Here is a 15,502-nt window from a genome sequence, read left to right on the forward strand (position 1 = left end):
AGGTTGGTGCGGAACACGGTGTCGTCAAAGTTGCGCGCGCCCACGAAGCCGCCGGTGTTCACGTCCACCGTGGTCAGCGCCTCGGTCTGGTCGATCACCAGATAGCCGCCCGATTTGAGGTCGACCCGCCGGCTGAGCGCGCGCACGATGTCTTCGTCCACGTTGAACAGATCGAAGATCGGCCGCTCGCCGCTGTAGTGCTGCAGCTTGGCCACGGTGTCGGGCATGAACTCGGCGGCAAATGCGGTGAGCAGGCCGTGCTGTTCACGCGAATCGATGCGGATGGACTGTGTGTCGGCCCCCACCAGGTCGCGCAGCACGCGCTGCATCAGGTTCAGGTCTTCGTGCAGCAGCGTGGCCGAAGGCTGGCGGGTGGCGGCTTCCTTGATGCGCAGCCAGGTCTTGCGCAAATAGGCCGTGTCTTCGGCCAGTTCTTCGTCGGTCGCGTCTTCGGCGTTGGTGCGCAGGATGAACCCGCCCGCTGCGGTGCCGTCGGTGGTGGCCGTCAACTGCAGCAATCGCTGTCGCAAGGCCTCGCGCTGGGCCGGTGGAATTTTCTGCGAGACACCGATGTGGTTGTCCTGCGGCAGAAAAACCAGCAGGCGGCCCGCGATGCTGATCTGCGCGGTGAGGCGGGCACCCTTGGTGCCGATCGGGTCCTTGAGTACCTGCACCATCAGCGCCTGGCCTTCAAAGATCTGGCGCTCGATCGGCAGCACCGGGTTGGGCGTGAGCAGTTTGCCGTTGGCGCCGGGTGCTGGCGCAGTAGGCTCGGATTCGGCCGCTACCGGTGCGTTGGCGCGTGGGGCCGCGTGTTTGGCTGCAATGTTGGGCATGAGGTCGGCCACATGCAGGAAGGCCGCGCGGTCCAGACCGATGTCGATGAAGGCCGACTGCATGCCGGGCAGCACACGCGACACCTTGCCCAGGTAGATGTTGCCGACCAGACCCCGCTCCAGCGTGCGCTCCAGGTGCACTTCCTGCACCGCCCCCTGCTCCACCACGGCAACCCGCGTTTCCTGCGGCGACCAATTGATCAGAATGTCCTGGCTCATGGGGCCCTTCTCCGTGGCGCGTTGCGGTTCAGATCAGCCGCACACCGGCGGCGTGCAGCACCTGCGCTGTCTCGTGCGCGGGCAAGCCCATGATGCCCGAATAGCTGCCGCTGATGTGGCTCACCCAGAGGCTGGCCCGGCCCTGAATCGCGTAGGCGCCAGCCTTGCCCATGGGTTCGCCGCTGGCGACGTAACGCGCGATCTGCGTGCTGGTCAGCGGCTCGAACGTGACCCACGAGGTGGACAGGGCAGCGTGGATGCGCGGACTGCGCTTGCCGGGCACGCCCACCGCCACAGCGGTGAGCACGCGATGGCGCTGGCCCGCCAGGCTGGCGAGCATTTTTGTGGCCTCTTGCGCGTCGGCCGGCTTGCCCAGGATGCGCCGACCCAGCGCCACGGTGGTGTCGGCGCACAGCACGGGTGCGGGAGGCAGGCCCCGGTGCTTCAAACGCGCCAGCGAGGCCTGCAGCTTCAGCCCGGTGACGCGCTGTACATAAACTGCCGGTGCTTCACCCGGCATAACGGCTTCCAGCGATTCCGCGTCTTCGCCGGCATCGGGCAGCAGCAATTCGCAGCGAACGCCCCACTGTTCCAGCAGCTGTTTGCGGCGTGGGCTCTGGGAAGCGAGGTAGATGAAGTCGGAGCGGCGGAGCGTGGGGGCGGTCATTCTCTGTGATAGGGGTGGTTGGCGTTCACGGACCAGGCGCGGTAGAGCTGCTCGATCAACAGCACCCGCACCATGGCGTGTGGCAGGGTCAGGTCGGACAAGCGGATGCGCTGGTGCGCCGCGGCGCGAAACGCCGGGTCCAGGCCATCGGGGCCGCCAATGACGAGCGCCACGTCGTCGCTCTCCAGTTGCCACTCGTTCAACTGTTGGGCCAGGGCCTTGGTGGTGAGGGTGGTGCCGCGCTCGTCCAGCGCCACGACGCGCGAGCCGCGCGGGATCGCGGCTTCGATGCGCTCGCGCTCGGCCGCGAGCAACGTCTCCAGGGTCTTGGAGCCGCGCGGCTCCGTCTTCACGGCTTTGAGTTCCACCCGAAGCTCGGGCGGAAAGCGCTTGGCGTAATCGTCGTAGGCGGTCTGAGCCCAGTCGGGCACACGTTGCCCGACCGCGACGATCAGCAGCTTCATGCCTTCCTGGGGGCTGCTGCCTTGGTGGTTTTGCGCGCGGGCGCCTTGGCTGCGGGCTTGGCCGCTGCTTTCGGTGCAGCTTTGGCGGCCGGCTTCACCGCGGTCTTTGCGCCAGGCTTGGTGGCCGAGCGGGGTTTGACCACCAGTTTCTGCAGTGCGGTTTTCGGTGCGCTGGCGACAGGTTTGCGGGTGGTCTTTGCAGGTGCCGACTTGGACGCCGTTTTCACCGCAGGCTTCTTGGCGGCCGTCTTGGCCGGGGCTGCAGCGGCACCACGCGCCGCCGACTGTGCAGCCTTGCGCGCCGTGCTCTTGGCGGGTTGTGCGGCGGCGGTGACCACCGGCTTCTTGCGGCTGGTCTTGGCAGGCTTGGCCTCGGCCACCACGGGCCTCTCGGCACCGTGTTTCAGGCGCACGGGCTTGGCGCCCCAGATCTCTTCGAGCCGGTAGTACTGGCGGATCACGGGTTGCATCACATGGGCCACGGCAGCGCCGCAGTCCACGATGATCCATTCACCATTGTCTTCACCCTCAATGCGGGGTTTGTCGAAGCCGGCTTCGCGCACGGCATCGCGCACGCTGGCGGCCAGGGCCTTGGTCTGACGGTTGGAAGTGCCGCTGGCAACGATCACACGCTCAAAGAGCGGTGAGAGGTGTTCGGTGTTGAAAACCACGATGTCCTGACCCTTGACGTCCTCCAGTCCGTCGACGATGGCGCGCTGGAGTCTCTGGATGTCTTTTTTGGCAATGGTTTCGCTGGTCATGTGGGATTCTGATAAAGGTGATGGGTTGAAATGTAGCTTGCGACGGCCTCGGGCACCAGAACCTCCAGGGCACGGGCGCTCTGCGCCGCCTGTCCCAGTCGGGCTCGCACGGCGGTCGCACTGATGTTCTTGAGCGGCATGTCCAGCCGTTCGAAAGGAAGCCCCACCTGCGACAGGTCGGTCTCGACCTCTTGGTCCAGCGGGGCGTCAGCACCAATGTTGGTGGCGCGGTTGGCCACCGCCAGCGTGGCCAGGTCCAGCACCTCCTGCCAGCGCACCCAGGTGCGAAAGGCCAGCAACTGGTCGGCACCGAGCACCAGAAACAGCTGAGCACCAGGGTACTCGCGCCGCAGTTCGTGCAGCGTGTCGGCGGTGTAGCTCGGGCCCTCGCGGTGGATTTCGCGCTCGTCGATCTTCACACGGGCCAGGTCGTCGAACGCGAGATGGCACATGGCCACCCGATCGACGGCGGGTGAAAGCACCCGGGTCTTGTGCCAGGCGTGCCCGGTGGGCAGGATGTGCAGCACGTCCAGACCGAGCAGCTTGAGCGCGGTTTCTGCCAGGGCGCGGTGCGCCCAGTGCGGTGGGTCGAACGCGCCACCGAACATGCCCACGCGGCGTGGACCTGCGCCATCGGCCTTCAAAGCCAATCCTTGCGCACCAGGAAATCCTTGTAGAGCCGTTCCTCGGGCGTGCCCTTCTTGGTCTTGCGGTTGTACGCCCAGCTCACCAGCGGCGGCATGGACAACAGGATGGACTCGCTGCGCCCGCCCGATTGCAGGCCGAAATGGGTGCCACGGTCCCACACGAGGTTGAACTCGACATAGCGCCCGCGGCGATAGAGCTGGAAGCTGCGCTCGCGCTCGCCGTAGGGGGTGTTCTTGCGGCGATCGACGATGGGCAGGTAAGCGTCGAGAAAGGCATCACCGACCGAACTCATCATGGCGAAGCTGCCGTCGAAGCCGAGTTCAGAGAAATCGTCGAAGAACGCACCACCGATACCGCGTTGCTCGTCGCGGTGCTTCAAATAGAAATACTCGTCACACCATGTCTTGAAGCGCGGGTATTTGTCGACGCCGAAAGGGTCGAGCGCGTTCTTCACCGACTGATGGAAATGCACCGCGTCTTCTTCGAAGCCGTAGTACGGCGTGAGGTCCATGCCCCCGCCAAACCAGCACACCGACTCGCCACCAGCCGGCGTGGCCGCGAGCATGCGCACGTTCATGTGCACCGTGGGCACATAGGGGTTGCGCGGGTGGAACACCAGCGAGACGCCCATGGCTTCAAACGGCGCACCTGAGAGTTCGGGGCGGTGCTGCGTGGCGGAGGGCGGCAAGCGAGGACCGGTGACGTGCGAGAAGCCGCAACCCGCCCGCTCGAACACGGCGCCGTCTTCGAGGATCTGGGTGACGCCGTTGCCCTGCAGGGTTTCGCCTGACGGTTTGGTCCAGCGATCCACCACGAAGCTGCCACCATCCACCATGGCCACGGTGGAGGTGATGCGGTCCTGCAGGTCGATGAGGAACTCACGCACGGAGGACAGAGAAGTCTGTTTCATGGTCTGGCCGATTCAGCGAAAAAAAGCACGGGCGGGGACTGCACTGGCGCATCACGCGGTGGTGTGAGCCGGACTCAAAGCGCACGGTACCCGATGTCGCGGCGGCACTGCATGCCATCAAAGTGAATGTCATTCACCACCTCGTAGGCGCGCTGCTGTGCCAGGGCAACCGTCTCGGCCAGAGCGGTCACGCACAACACACGGCCGCCCGAGACCTGCACCTCTTCGCCGGCCGTGGCGGTGCCGGCATGGAACACCATGCGGTCGGCGGCATCGGCTGGCAGACCAGTGATCGCATCGCCCTTGCGCGGGCTCAGCGGGTAGCCAGCGGCGGCCAGCACCACGCCCAGCGCCACGCGCGAATCCCAGTCGAGCGTGACTTGGTCCAGCTCGGCGCGTGTGGCCGAGAGCAGCACCTGCGTGAGGTTGCTCTTGAGACGCATCATGATCGGCTGGGTTTCCGGGTCGCCCATGCGGCAGTTGAACTCCAGTGTCTTGACACGGCCATCGGGCGTGATCATCAGGCCTGCGTACAGAAAACCGGTGTACGGAATGCCGTCGACGGCCATGCCGCGCAGCGTTGGCAGGATCACCTCGTTCATCGCGCGCTCGTGCACCGCGGGCGTAACCACCGGCGCGGGCGAATACGCGCCCATGCCGCCGGTGTTGGGGCCCTGGTCGGCGTCCATCAGGCGTTTGTGATCCTGGCTGGTGGCCAGCGCCAGCGCGTGCTCGCCGTCGCACAGAACGATGAAGCTGGCTTCCTCGCCCTCGAGGAATTCTTCAATGACAACGCGCGCGCCGCCTTCGTTGTGCGCCACACCCAACTTGTTGTCCAGCAGCATGAAGTCGATGGCTTCGTGCGCCTCCGCCGCCGTCATGGCCACCACCACGCCTTTGCCAGCCGCCAGCCCGTCGGCCTTGACGACGATGGGTGCGCCCTCGGCATCCACGTAGGCGTGCGCCAGGGACGGGTCGGTGAAGGCCTGGTATTTCGCGGTGGGAATGCCGTGGCGCTGCATGAAGGCCTTGGAAAACGCCTTGGAGCTCTCCAGCTGCGCGGCCGCTTTCGTGGGGCCGAAGATCGGGAGGCCGTGGCCGCGAAACTCGTCCACCACACCGGCAGCCAAGGGCGCTTCAGGCCCCACCACAGCAAGCGCCACGCCTTGGGCCTGCGCCCATTCACGCAGCGCCACCTTGTCGGTGATGTCGAGGTTGATGAGGTCCGGGTCGCGCGCCGTACCGGCGTTGCCGGGTGCCACAAACACCTGACTCACGCCGGCGTCGTGCTTGAGTTTCCAGGCCAAGGCGTGTTCGCGGCCACCGCCGCCAATGACGAGGACTTTCATTCGGGCCTCCGACGAGCCGCCTCTAGGAGGCCAGCCCCCTCGGGGGGCAGAGAGCGATAGCGATCGTGGGGGTTCATATGTTCATTTCGGCGTTGTGAAAAACACCTTGCACATCGTCGAGGTCTTCAAGGACGTCCAGCAGCTTCTGCATGCGCACGGCATCCTCACCGGTGAGCTCGACCGTGTTCTCGGCGCGCATGGTCACTTCGGCGATCTCGGGCATGAGGCCCGCAGCTTCCAGCGCATTCTTCACGGCTTCAAAGTCGGTCGGTGAGGTCAGCACCTCGATGGCGCCGTCTGCGTCTGTGATCACGTCGTCGGCCCCGGCCTCCAGCGCCACCTCCATCACCTTGTCCTCAGACGTGCCGGGTGCAAACACGAGTTGTCCGCAGTGTTTGAACTGGAACGACACCGAACCGTCGGTGCCCAGGTTGCCGCCGTGTTTGCTGAAGGCGTGGCGCACCTCCGCGACGGTGCGAACCTTGTTGTCGGTCATGGTGTCGATGATCACCGCCGCGCCACCGATGCCATAGCCCTCGTAGCGAATCTCTTCCAGGCTCACGCCTTCGAGCGTTCCTGAGGCCTTTTCCACGTTGTACTTGATCCGGTCGGCCGGCATGTTGGCGGCCTTGGCCTTGTCGATGGCCAGGCGCAGGCGCGGGTTCATGGCGGGGTCGCCGCCACCCTGGCGCGCGGCCACGGTGATCTCACGGATCACGCGGGTCCAGATCTTCCCGCGCTTTTCGTCCTGGCGGCCCTTGCGGTGCTGAATGTTTGCCCATTTGCTGTGTCCGGCCACGAAATTGTCCTTTTGCCTGCTTGGGCTTTGATCTAATAAGCCTGCGATTTTACGTTTTCACCCGCCCTGCTCCGAACCCGCACACAAGGAACCTCCGCCATGGCCGAACCGATGCTGATCGCCCAGAACGCCACCACCACCTGCCAACTGCTGCCGGGGCTGGCCAACCGCCACGGCCTCATCACTGGCGCCACCGGCACCGGCAAGACGGTGACGCTGCAAACCCTGGCCGAGCAGTTCTCCAACATCGGCGTGCCGGTGTTCATGGCCGACGTCAAGGGCGATCTCTCGGGCATCAGCCAGAAGGGCAGCTTCGGCGAGAAGATCAGCAAGGTCTTGCAGGAGCGCGGTATCACCCTTCCTGCCTCGCAGGCCTGCCCTGCCATGCTGTGGGACGTGTTCGGCGAACTCGGCCACCCGGTGCGCGCCACCGTCAGCGACATGGGCCCGCTGCTGCTGGCGCGCATGCTCAACCTCAACGACACGCAGTCGGGCGTGCTCAACCTGGTGTTCAAAATCGCCGACGACAACGGCCTGCTGCTGCTCGACATGAAGGACCTGCGGGCCATGCTGCAGCACATCGGCGACAACGCCAAGCAGTTCACCACCGAGTACGGCAACATCAGCGCGGCCAGCATCGGCGCGATCCAGCGCGGGCTGATGCAAGTCGAGCAACAGGGCGGCGACAAATTCTTCGGCGAGCCCATGCTCGACATCAGCGACTTCATGCAGACGGTGGACGGCAAGGGCGTGATGAACATCCTGGCGGCCGACAAGCTGATGAACGCGCCGCGCCTGTACGCCACCTTCCTGCTGTGGATGCTCTCCGAGCTGTTCGAGACCCTGCCCGAGATCGGTGACCCCGAGAAGCCGAAGCTGGTGTTCTTCTTCGACGAGGCCCACCTGCTGTTCAACGAGGCGCCCAAGGTGCTGATCGAGCGCATCGAGCTGGTCGTGCGCCTGGTTCGCTCCAAGGGCGTGGGCGTGTATTTTGTGACCCAGAACCCGCTGGACATCCCGGACAGCGTGCTCGGCCAGTTGGGCAACCGGGTGCAGCACGCGCTGCGTGCCTTCACGCCGCGCGACCAGAAAGCGGTGAAGTCCACCGCGCAGACCATGCGGCCCAAGGCCGGTCTTGACATTGAAGCCGCCATCACCGAACTCGCCGTGGGCGAGGCGCTGGTGAGCCTGCTCGACGCCAAGGGTCGCCCCAGCGAAACCGAACGTGTGTTCGTGGTGCCGCCAGGCAGCCAGCTCGGCCCCATCACCGACGCCCAGCGCCAACAACTGCGCCAGGACTCGCTGGTGGCCGGTGTCTATGAAAAACTGCTCGACCGAGAAAGCGCCTACGAGATGTTTGCCAACCATGCGGGCAAGCGCGGGGCGCAAGCCGAGCCCGAGGCCACCAAGGACGCCCCCCGGACGCCCCGCATTCCCGGCGCCGCGAAACAAGAGCCCGAAGCCGCCGACGGCGGCGGCATTGGTGGCATGGTCAACGAAGCCCTCTTCGGCCGCACCGGTCCACGCGGCGGCCAATACGACGGCCTGGTGCAGACGATGGCCAAGACGGCCGCGCGCACGGTGGCCAGCGGCCTTGGCCGGCAGATCCTGCGCGGCGTGCTGGGTGGCCTGCTGGGCGGCAAACGCTGACCGGAGACACACCCATGAAATTCGCCGTCTACATCGGCCTGGCCGCCATCGTGCTGGCGCTCGTGGCAGCGCAGTTCGGCCTGTTGAGTGGCCAGCAACCGGCAGACCTGGGTGTGAAGGACGGCCGCCTCAAGCAGCCCTCACGCACCCGCAACAGTGTGAGCAGCCAGGCCGTGCTGTTCCCCGACCACCCACAGCGCGCCTACGCCACCATCGATCCATTGCCGTTCAAGTTGGCCGGCGCTGCCGCTTCGCTCAAGGCGCTGGAAACCGTGCTGCGAGACATGCCCGGCGTGACCATCGTCGAGCAGCGCCCCGACTACCTCTACGCGCAGGCTCAAACGCGCTGGCTCAAGTTCGTTGATGACGTGGAGTTCTGGGCCAACCCCGCCAGCGGCGTGATCGAGCTGCGCAGCGCCAGCCGGCTGGGACGGGAAGACTTCAGCGTGAACCGCAAGCGCATCGAGGCCATTCGCGCTGCCTACCTCGTGGCACCCTGAGCCGCGTTGCGACCCAACAAAAAGGCCCGGGATCACCGGGCCTTTTTGCTGGGGGACGAACTGACTCAACCCGCCGTGGCCTCTTCAGGCTTGGCCTTGCCTTCCTTCTTCGACAGCGGGTGGATGTCCAGCAGGACTTCCTGCACTTCCTTGCCGGCCTCGTCGGTCTTGATCTCGATGTCCACCGTCAGACGGCCACCTTCGGTCAGGCGGCCGAACAGCAACTCGTCGGCCAAGGCGCGACGGATCGTGTCCTGGATCAAGCGCTGCATCGGACGCGCACCCATCAGCGGGTCGAAGCCCTTCTTGGCCAGGTGCTTGCGCAGGGCATCGGTGAACGTGACCTCGACCTTCTTCTCGCCGAGTTGCGTCTCCAGTTGCAGCAGGAACTTGTCCACCACACGCATGATGACGTTCTCGTCCAGCGCCTTGAAGCTCACGGTGGCGTCCAGGCGGTTGCGGAACTCGGGCGTGAACAGGCGCTTGATGTCGGCCATCTCGTCGCCAGCCTCACGCGGGTTGGTGAAGCCGATGGTTGCCTTGTTCATGGTCTCGGCACCCGCGTTCGTCGTCATGATCATGATGACGTTGCGGAAGTCGGCCTTGCGCCCGTTGTTGTCTGTCAGGGTGCCGTGGTCCATCACTTGCAGCAGCACGTTGAAGATGTCCGGGTGTGCCTTCTCGATCTCGTCGAGCAGCAGCACGCAATGCGGCTTCTTCGTCACGGCTTCTGTCAGCAGACCACCCTGGTCAAAGCCCACGTAGCCCGGGGGCGCACCGATCAGGCGGCTCACGGCATGGCGCTCCATGTACTCCGACATGTCGAAGCGGATCAGGTCGATGCCCATGATGTAGGCCAGCTGCTTGGCGGCTTCGGTCTTGCCCACACCCGTGGGGCCGCTGAACAGGAAGGCCCCGATCGGCTTGTCGCTCTTGCCCAGGCCCGAGCGCGCCATCTTCACGGACGAGGCGAGGATCTCCAGCGCCTTGTCCTGGCCGAACACCACGCTCTTGAGATCACGCTCCAGCGTCTGCAGCTTGCTGCGGTCGTCGTTGGAGACATTGGCCGGGGGAATGCGCGCGATCTTCGCCACGATTTCCTCAACCTCGGTCTTGCTGATGGTTTTCTTGCGCTTGGACACCGGCAGGATGCGCTGGGCGGCACCCGCCTCGTCGATCACGTCGATGGCCTTGTCGGGCAGGTGGCGGTCGTTGATGTACTTCGCGCTCAGCTCGGCTGCGGCCTGCAGTGCCGCGACTGCGTACTTCACGCCGTGGTGCTCTTCAAAGCGCGACTTGAGGCCCTTGAGGATGTCAACCGTTTCCTGCACGGTCGGCTCGACCACGTCCACCTTCTGGAAGCGACGGCTGAGGGCCGCGTCTTTTTCGAAGATGCCGCGGTATTCGGTGAAGGTGGTCGCGCCGATGCACTTGAGCTGGCCGCTTGAGAGCGCCGGCTTGAGCAGGTTGGACGCGTCCAGTGTGCCGCCCGACGCTGCGCCCGCACCGATCAAGGTGTGGATCTCGTCGATGAACAGGATCGCGTTGGGACGGTCCTTGAGCGACTTGAGCACGCCCTTCAAGCGCTGCTCGAAATCACCACGGTATTTGGTGCCCGCCAACAACGCGCCCATGTCGAGCGAGAACACGCTCGAATCGGCCAGGATCTCGGGCACTTCGCCCTGCGTGATGCGCCAGGCCAGGCCCTCGGCGATCGCGGTCTTGCCCACGCCGGCTTCACCCACCAGCAGCGGGTTGTTCTTGCGGCGGCGGCAAAGGATCTGGATCACGCGCTCGACTTCGTACTCGCGCCCGATGAGCGGATCGATCTTGCCGTCCTTGGCCATCTGGTTGAGGTTCTGGGTGAACTGCTCGAGCGGTGAGGCTTTCTCGTTGCTCTTGGCTTCACCAGCCTCTTCGTTCTCGGCCGCGCTCTCACCCGACTTGGTTGGCTCGGGCGGGTCGCTCTTGCGGATGCCGTGGGCGATGAAGTTCACCACGTCCAGGCGGGTCACGCCCTGCTGGTGGAGGTAGTACACGGCGTGCGAATCCTTCTCGCCGAAGATGGCCACCAGCACGTTGGCGCCGGTGACTTCCTTCTTGCCGTTGCCGGTGGACTGCACATGCATGATGGCGCGCTGGATCACACGCTGGAAACCCAGCGTGGGCTGCGTGTCCACCTCGTCGGTGCCGGCCACCTGTGGTGTGTTGTCCTTGATGAAATTCGTCAAGGATTTGCGGAGGTCGTCGATGTTGGCGGAGCAGGCGCGCAACACTTCGGCGGCGCTGGGGTTGTCCAGCAGCGCAAGCAGCAGGTGCTCGACCGTGATGAATTCGTGCCGCTGCTGCCGGGCCTCGACAAAGGCCATATGCAAGCTGACTTCAAGTTCCTGGGCAATCATTGGGCACGTCCTTTGGGCTTGGGTGAACGGAGAAGCAAACGTCTGGAAGACAAAATGAAATGAATCGAGGGGAAGATGGGGAGCGTTGTGCTTTATTCAACTGGCTCGCTCATGCATTGAAGCGGGTGTCCAGCAGACCGTGCGGCCTGGAGCACCTGATCCACCTTGGTGCTGGCCACGTCACGCGAATACACGCCGCAAATGCCTTTTCCCTCCAGATGGATCTTGAGCATGATCTGGGTGGCGGTTTCACGATCCTTGCTGAAAAACTCCTGAATGACGTGTACCACGAACTCCATGGGCGTGAAATCGTCGTTGAGCAAGACCACTTGAAACATCTGGGGTGGTTTGGTGCGCTGGGCGCGCCGTTCGAGCACCACCGACTCGTCGTTGCTGACGCTGGGTGGCGCCGTCGGGTTTTCGGGTTTTTTGGGGTTCTGGGTGGCCATGAAAACCATTCTAGCGGCGCCCATCTGCCCACATCGCCACACGGGAATAGGTGTGGCCTTTCACTCAAAACTGCACCCCGCCCCGATAGCGGGGTCGATCGCTGGAGGAAGGTCTTTTCCATGCCTCATTGTGAGGCGAAAGCCCGGATGAAAACCACCAAGCTGGGCGCCTTCTTGCCGGTTTTTCGTTGGTTTGCTCACGCACCAGCCCATCAGTAGCGCGCTGAGCCCAGTGCCTGGTTCAGGCCAGCTTGAAGACGGCCACCGCCTGAACCAGTTGCTGCGCCTGGTGCTTCAGGCTCGCTGCCGCTGCAGCCGATTCCTCAACCAACGCGGCGTTCTGCTGGGTGACCTGGTCGATCTGGCTCACCGCCTGTCCGACCTGGGCCACGCCGGAGCTTTGTTCGGTGCTGGCCGCGCTGATCTCGCCCACGATGTCGGTGACACGCCCGATGGAACTCACGGTCTTCTGCATCGTCGCGCCGGCCTGGTCGACCAGCGCGGTGCCTTGTTCCACCTGTTGCACGCTGGCGTTGATCAGGAGCTTGATTTCCTTTGCCGCCTGCGCGCTTCGTTGCGCCAGGTTGCGCACCTCTGCGGCCACCACCGCAAAGCCTCGGCCCTGCTCGCCTGCCCGCGCCGCCTCGACCGCTGCGTTGAGGGCCAGGATGTTGGTCTGAAATGCGATGCCGTCGATGGTGCCGATGATGTCGGCGATGCGGCGGCTGCTCTCGTTGATGCCCTTCATGGTCAGCACCACGTCGGACACCGCCCGACCGCCCTCGATGGCCACGCCACGTGCCTCTTGCGCGAGCAGGTTGGCCTGACGGGCGTTATCGGCGTTCTGCGTGACCGTCGTGCCGAGCTGCTCCATGGAGGCAGCGGTTTGCTGCAAGGAACTGGCCTGCTCCTCGGTGCGCTGGCTGAGTTCATGGTTGCCCTGAGAAATCTGCGAACTGGCGGTGGCCACGCTCTCGCTGCCCTGGCGCACCTGTGACACCACGCCAGCCAGGCTCTCGTTCATGGCCTTGAGCGCCTGCAGCAGCTCACCGGTCTCGTCCGTGCTGGTGACTTCAATCGTCCCACTGAGGTCACCTGCTGCCACGGTCCTGGCCACCTGCAGGGCCCGGTTGATGGGCCGCGTGATGCTGCGGCCGATGAGCACGGCAGCGCCGATGCCGGCGAGCGTGGCGATCAGCATCAGCCCCAGGCTCAGGGCACTGGCGCGCTGGCTGGCCGCGGCCGCGGCGACGGCCTCGGCCTCGGAGCGCTCTGCGATCTTGCCAACGGCCTTGTCGATCAAATCAGAGGGCGCCCTGTCCATACCCTTGACGGCTTCGTCGCCCACCGCGGCATCGAAGCCGGCCCCCGAGAAGGCGGAAAAACCTTTGCGGTAGCCCTCGCCCATGGCGGCATGGGCCTGGAGGAACTGGCTGACGAGCTGTTGCGCCTCGCCCGGCGGCAGCGATGCCTGCAGGCGGGCGGCGGTGGCGGCAATCTCACCTTCCTTCTTCTGGAACGCGCTCCAGTAGCGGTCTCGCTGCTTGTCGTCCTTGCCGCGCAGCAGCGTGTTCTTCCATTCCTGCACCTGTGTCTTGAAGTCGGAAAGCATGCCGGCGGCCATGCGTTCCTGCGCATAGTCCACTTCGATCAGTTGGTGGTAAGTGGCCAGCGACTGGCGCAGTTGCTGGATGCCAAACAGGCCGGCGGATGCCACCAGCAGGAGGGCCACGCCGATGGCGAGCGGAAGTTTGTGACGGATCTTCATGACTTGTCTCGATGGGAATGTGCGGCCACAGAGCGTGGTGCCGGTCTCCCATGTTTTCGACACCGGCGCCGTGCGCTTGAACCCGCTCAAGCCCGCAACTGACCTCGTTCGACACGTCAAATTGCGCTGCGCACCAAGTTGGCGCAGCGCGAGCGGTTGGTCACATGTTGTCGATCATCACCTGACCAAAACCCGAGCAACTCACCTGCGTGGCGCCTTCCATCAAGCGGGCGAAGTCGTAGGTGACCTTCTTGCTGGCGATCGACTTCTCGATGGAGCTGATGATCAGATCGGCAGCCTCGGTCCAGCCCATGTGGCGCAGCATCATCTCGGCCGAGAGGATTTCTGAGCCCGGGTTTACGTAGTCCTTGCCGGCGTACTTGGGCGCGGTGCCGTGCGTGGCTTCGAAGCAGGCCACGGTGTCGGACAGGTTGGCACCGGGCGCGATGCCAATGCCGCCGACCTGGGCCGCCAAGGCGTCCGAGATGTAGTCACCGTTCAGGTTGAGCGTGGCCACCACCGAGTACTCGGCCGGGCGCAGCAGTATCTGCTGCAGGAAGGCATCGGCGATGCTGTCCTTGACGATGATGTCCCGTCCCGTCTTGGGGTTCTTGAACTTGCACCACGGGCCGCCGTCGATCAGTTCAGCGCCGAACTCTTTTTGGGCCAGCGCGTAGGCCCAGTCCCGGAAGCCACCTTCGGTGTACTTCATGATGTTGCCCTTGTGCACGATGGTCAGGTTGGGCTTGTCGTTGTCGATCGTGTACTGGAGAGCCTTGCGCACCAGGCGCTCCGTGCCTTCGCGCGACACCGGCTTGATGCCGATGCCCGAGGTGTTCGGAAAGCGGATCTTGGTCACGCCCATCTCTTCCATCAGGAACTTGATGAGCTTCTTCGCCTTGTCGGACTCGGCTTCGTACTCAATGCCGGCGTAGATGTCTTCCGAGTTCTCCCGGAAGATCACCATGTTGGTCTTCTCGGGCTCTTTCAGCGGCGATGGCACGCCCTTGAAGTACTGCACCGGGCGCAGGCAGACGTAGAGGTCGAGTTCCTGGCGCAGCGCCACGTTGAGCGAGCGGATGCCGCCACCCACGGGCGTCGTCAGCGGGCCTTTGATGGAGACAACGTACTCGCGCAACGCGGCCAGGGTTTCTTCCGGCAGCCACACGTCAGGGCCGTAAACCTTGGTCGACTTCTCACCCGCGTAGACCTCCATCCAGTGGATCTTCTTTAGGCCGCCGTAGGCCTTGGCCACCGCAGCATCGACCACCTTGAGCATCACCGGCGTGATGTCCAGCCCGGTGCCGTCACCTTCGATGTACGGCACGATGGGCTGGTCAGGCACATTGAGCGACATGTCGGCGTTGACGGTGATTTTCTCGCCCTGGGCGGGCACTTTGATGTGTTGGTACATGTTGGAGAGCTCCGTGGTGTCTGGTGCCGGCGGCCGGCTCGCGCAGAGCCCAGGCTCGCCTGAAGGTCGCGCTGACGCGCTGCGGAAATTCTAGTCCCCCACCATCCAACCCGACGCAGCATGGAAGCCTTTCGGCCCGATACACACCAGACACACGCCGGGCATTGGGTTGGCGGAGAATGCGGGCCTGAAGCGAACCACCCCATTCATTGCATGAAAAAACTGTCCATCCACCTGCTGTCTCTGCTGTTCCTCGTGGTGGGGCCGGCCTGGTCCCAGGATGCGCCCCAGCTTCAATTGCCACGGGTCACACTGTCGGCCGGCATGCACCTGATCCACGCCCAAGTGGCGGCCACCCCGCAGGAGCGCGCCGTGGGCCTCATGTTTCGCAAGGAGATGCCGGTCAACGAAGGCATGCTGTTCGCGTTCGAACAAGCCTCGGAGCAATGTTTCTGGATGAAGAACACCCTGCTCCCGCTGACGGCGGCGTTCGTGACCGACGACGGCACCATCGTCAACCTCGCGGACATGCAACCGCAGAGCCTGGTTTCGCACTGCTCCACCAAGCCAGTGCGCTTTGTGCTGGAAATGAACAAAGGCTGGTTCGACAAGCGCGGCCTGAAGGCCGGCTCAAAGTTGAGCGGCCCACCGTTCACACGGTAGGCC

At 64.5% G+C, this 15,502-nt stretch carries 15 protein-coding genes; 3 read left to right on the forward strand and 12 right to left on the reverse strand.

Annotation, left to right across the window (positions count from 1 at the left end; genetic code table 11):
* The 8 genes from IV113_RS00515 to IV113_RS00550 form a co-directional block, all read right to left on the reverse strand.
* Positions 1–1,055: Rne/Rng family ribonuclease (locus IV113_RS00515; protein WP_291079754.1), on the reverse strand; the 1,055-nt coding region annotated here is incomplete at its 3' end.
* 28 nt (positions 1,056–1,083) lie between these two features.
* On the reverse strand, positions 1,084–1,722 hold the full coding sequence (locus IV113_RS00520; RefSeq protein ID WP_291079756.1) for a Maf family protein: 639 nt from the start codon (positions 1,720–1,722) through the stop codon (positions 1,084–1,086).
* Positions 1,719–2,186: a 23S rRNA (pseudouridine(1915)-N(3))-methyltransferase RlmH gene (gene rlmH, locus IV113_RS00525; RefSeq protein ID WP_291079758.1), complete on the reverse strand. Its 468-nt coding sequence runs from the start codon at positions 2,184–2,186 to the stop codon at positions 1,719–1,721. The genes IV113_RS00520 and rlmH overlap by 4 nt, the downstream gene beginning before the upstream one ends.
* Positions 2,183–2,947: a ribosome silencing factor gene (gene rsfS, locus IV113_RS00530; RefSeq protein WP_291079760.1), complete on the reverse strand. Its 765-nt coding sequence runs from the start codon at positions 2,945–2,947 to the stop codon at positions 2,183–2,185. Before rsfS ends, rlmH begins: the two co-directional genes overlap by 4 nt.
* Positions 2,944–3,591, reverse strand: a complete 648-nt coding sequence (nadD, locus tag IV113_RS00535; RefSeq protein WP_291079762.1) for a nicotinate (nicotinamide) nucleotide adenylyltransferase — start codon at positions 3,589–3,591, stop codon at positions 2,944–2,946. The genes rsfS and nadD overlap by 4 nt, the downstream gene beginning before the upstream one ends.
* Positions 3,588–4,505, reverse strand: a complete 918-nt coding sequence (gene hemF, locus IV113_RS00540; protein WP_291079764.1) for an oxygen-dependent coproporphyrinogen oxidase — start codon at positions 4,503–4,505, stop codon at positions 3,588–3,590. The genes nadD and hemF overlap by 4 nt, the downstream gene beginning before the upstream one ends.
* Positions 4,506–4,579: 74 nt before the next feature.
* Entirely contained in the window at positions 4,580–5,854 is a 1,275-nt protein-coding gene (purD, locus tag IV113_RS00545; protein ID WP_291079765.1) for a phosphoribosylamine--glycine ligase, read from the reverse strand.
* A gap of 73 nt (positions 5,855–5,927) precedes the next feature.
* Positions 5,928–6,653: a YebC/PmpR family DNA-binding transcriptional regulator gene (locus IV113_RS00550; protein ID WP_291079767.1), complete on the reverse strand. Its 726-nt coding sequence runs from the start codon at positions 6,651–6,653 to the stop codon at positions 5,928–5,930.
* Between the two features lie 99 nt (positions 6,654–6,752).
* On the opposite strand from IV113_RS00550, the gene IV113_RS00555 reads away from it, so the two are divergent.
* Together IV113_RS00555 and IV113_RS00560 are read left to right on the forward strand one after the other, a co-directional pair.
* The gene (locus tag IV113_RS00555) at positions 6,753–8,303 is read left to right on the forward strand and encodes a helicase HerA-like domain-containing protein (RefSeq protein WP_291079769.1); all 1,551 of its coding nucleotides are present in this window, start codon (positions 6,753–6,755) and stop codon (positions 8,301–8,303) included.
* A gap of 14 nt (positions 8,304–8,317) precedes the next feature.
* The gene (locus IV113_RS00560; RefSeq protein ID WP_291079771.1) at positions 8,318–8,803 is read left to right on the forward strand and encodes a DUF1499 domain-containing protein; all 486 of its coding nucleotides are present in this window, start codon (positions 8,318–8,320) and stop codon (positions 8,801–8,803) included.
* A gap of 65 nt (positions 8,804–8,868) precedes the next feature.
* Here IV113_RS00560 and clpA read toward each other — a convergent pair whose 3' ends face one another.
* The 4 genes from clpA to icd form a co-directional block, all read right to left on the reverse strand.
* Positions 8,869–11,205 carry an ATP-dependent Clp protease ATP-binding subunit ClpA gene (clpA, locus tag IV113_RS00565; RefSeq protein ID WP_291079773.1) on the reverse strand — a complete coding sequence of 779 codons (2,337 nt, stop codon included), beginning with the start codon at positions 11,203–11,205 and terminating at the stop codon, positions 8,869–8,871.
* Between the two features lie 92 nt (positions 11,206–11,297).
* Positions 11,298–11,663: an ATP-dependent Clp protease adapter ClpS gene (clpS, locus tag IV113_RS00570; RefSeq protein ID WP_291079774.1), complete on the reverse strand. Its 366-nt coding sequence runs from the start codon at positions 11,661–11,663 to the stop codon at positions 11,298–11,300.
* Between the two features lie 232 nt (positions 11,664–11,895).
* Positions 11,896–13,422, reverse strand: coding sequence for a methyl-accepting chemotaxis protein (locus tag IV113_RS00575; RefSeq protein WP_291079775.1), 1,527 nt, complete (start codon positions 13,420–13,422; stop codon positions 11,896–11,898).
* Positions 13,423–13,582: 160 nt separating this feature from the next.
* Positions 13,583–14,836 (reverse strand): NADP-dependent isocitrate dehydrogenase, encoded by a 1,254-nt coding sequence (gene icd, locus IV113_RS00580; protein ID WP_291079777.1) that lies wholly within the window; start codon positions 14,834–14,836, stop codon positions 13,583–13,585.
* 213 nt (positions 14,837–15,049) lie between these two features.
* Between icd and IV113_RS00585 the strand changes: the two genes are divergently transcribed.
* A complete protein-coding gene (locus IV113_RS00585) occupies positions 15,050–15,499 on the forward strand; it encodes a DUF192 domain-containing protein (RefSeq protein ID WP_291079779.1) in 450 nt (149 codons plus the stop codon).
* Positions 15,500–15,502 lie beyond the last annotated feature (3 nt).

The organism is Hydrogenophaga sp. (assembly GCF_018780385.1).
Lineage (GTDB): Bacteria > Pseudomonadota > Gammaproteobacteria > Burkholderiales > Burkholderiaceae_C > Hydrogenophaga.

Bases quoted from the DNA above. Each gene is read 5' to 3' on its own strand.
- clpA (WP_291079773.1), bottom strand. From the start codon at position 11,205: ATGATTGCCCAGGAACTTGAAGTCAGCTTGCATATGGCCTTTGTCGAG.
- IV113_RS00585 (WP_291079779.1), top strand. From the start codon at position 15,050: ATGAAAAAACTGTCCATCCACCTGCTGTCTCTGCTGTTCCTCGTGGTG.
- icd (WP_291079777.1), bottom strand. From the start codon at position 14,836: ATGTACCAACACATCAAAGTGCCCGCCCAGGGCGAGAAAATCACCGTC.
- rlmH (WP_291079758.1), bottom strand. From the start codon at position 2,186: ATGAAGCTGCTGATCGTCGCGGTCGGGCAACGTGTGCCCGACTGGGCT.
- clpS (WP_291079774.1), bottom strand. From the start codon at position 11,663: ATGGTTTTCATGGCCACCCAGAACCCCAAAAAACCCGAAAACCCGACG.
- IV113_RS00575 (WP_291079775.1), bottom strand. From the start codon at position 13,422: ATGAAGATCCGTCACAAACTTCCGCTCGCCATCGGCGTGGCCCTCCTG.
- IV113_RS00560 (WP_291079771.1), top strand. From the start codon at position 8,318: ATGAAATTCGCCGTCTACATCGGCCTGGCCGCCATCGTGCTGGCGCTC.
- hemF (WP_291079764.1), bottom strand. From the start codon at position 4,505: ATGAAACAGACTTCTCTGTCCTCCGTGCGTGAGTTCCTCATCGACCTG.
- IV113_RS00555 (WP_291079769.1), top strand. From the start codon at position 6,753: ATGGCCGAACCGATGCTGATCGCCCAGAACGCCACCACCACCTGCCAA.
- rsfS (WP_291079760.1), bottom strand. From the start codon at position 2,947: ATGACCAGCGAAACCATTGCCAAAAAAGACATCCAGAGACTCCAGCGC.
- purD (WP_291079765.1), bottom strand. From the start codon at position 5,854: ATGAAAGTCCTCGTCATTGGCGGCGGTGGCCGCGAACACGCCTTGGCC.
- IV113_RS00520 (WP_291079756.1), bottom strand. From the start codon at position 1,722: ATGACCGCCCCCACGCTCCGCCGCTCCGACTTCATCTACCTCGCTTCC.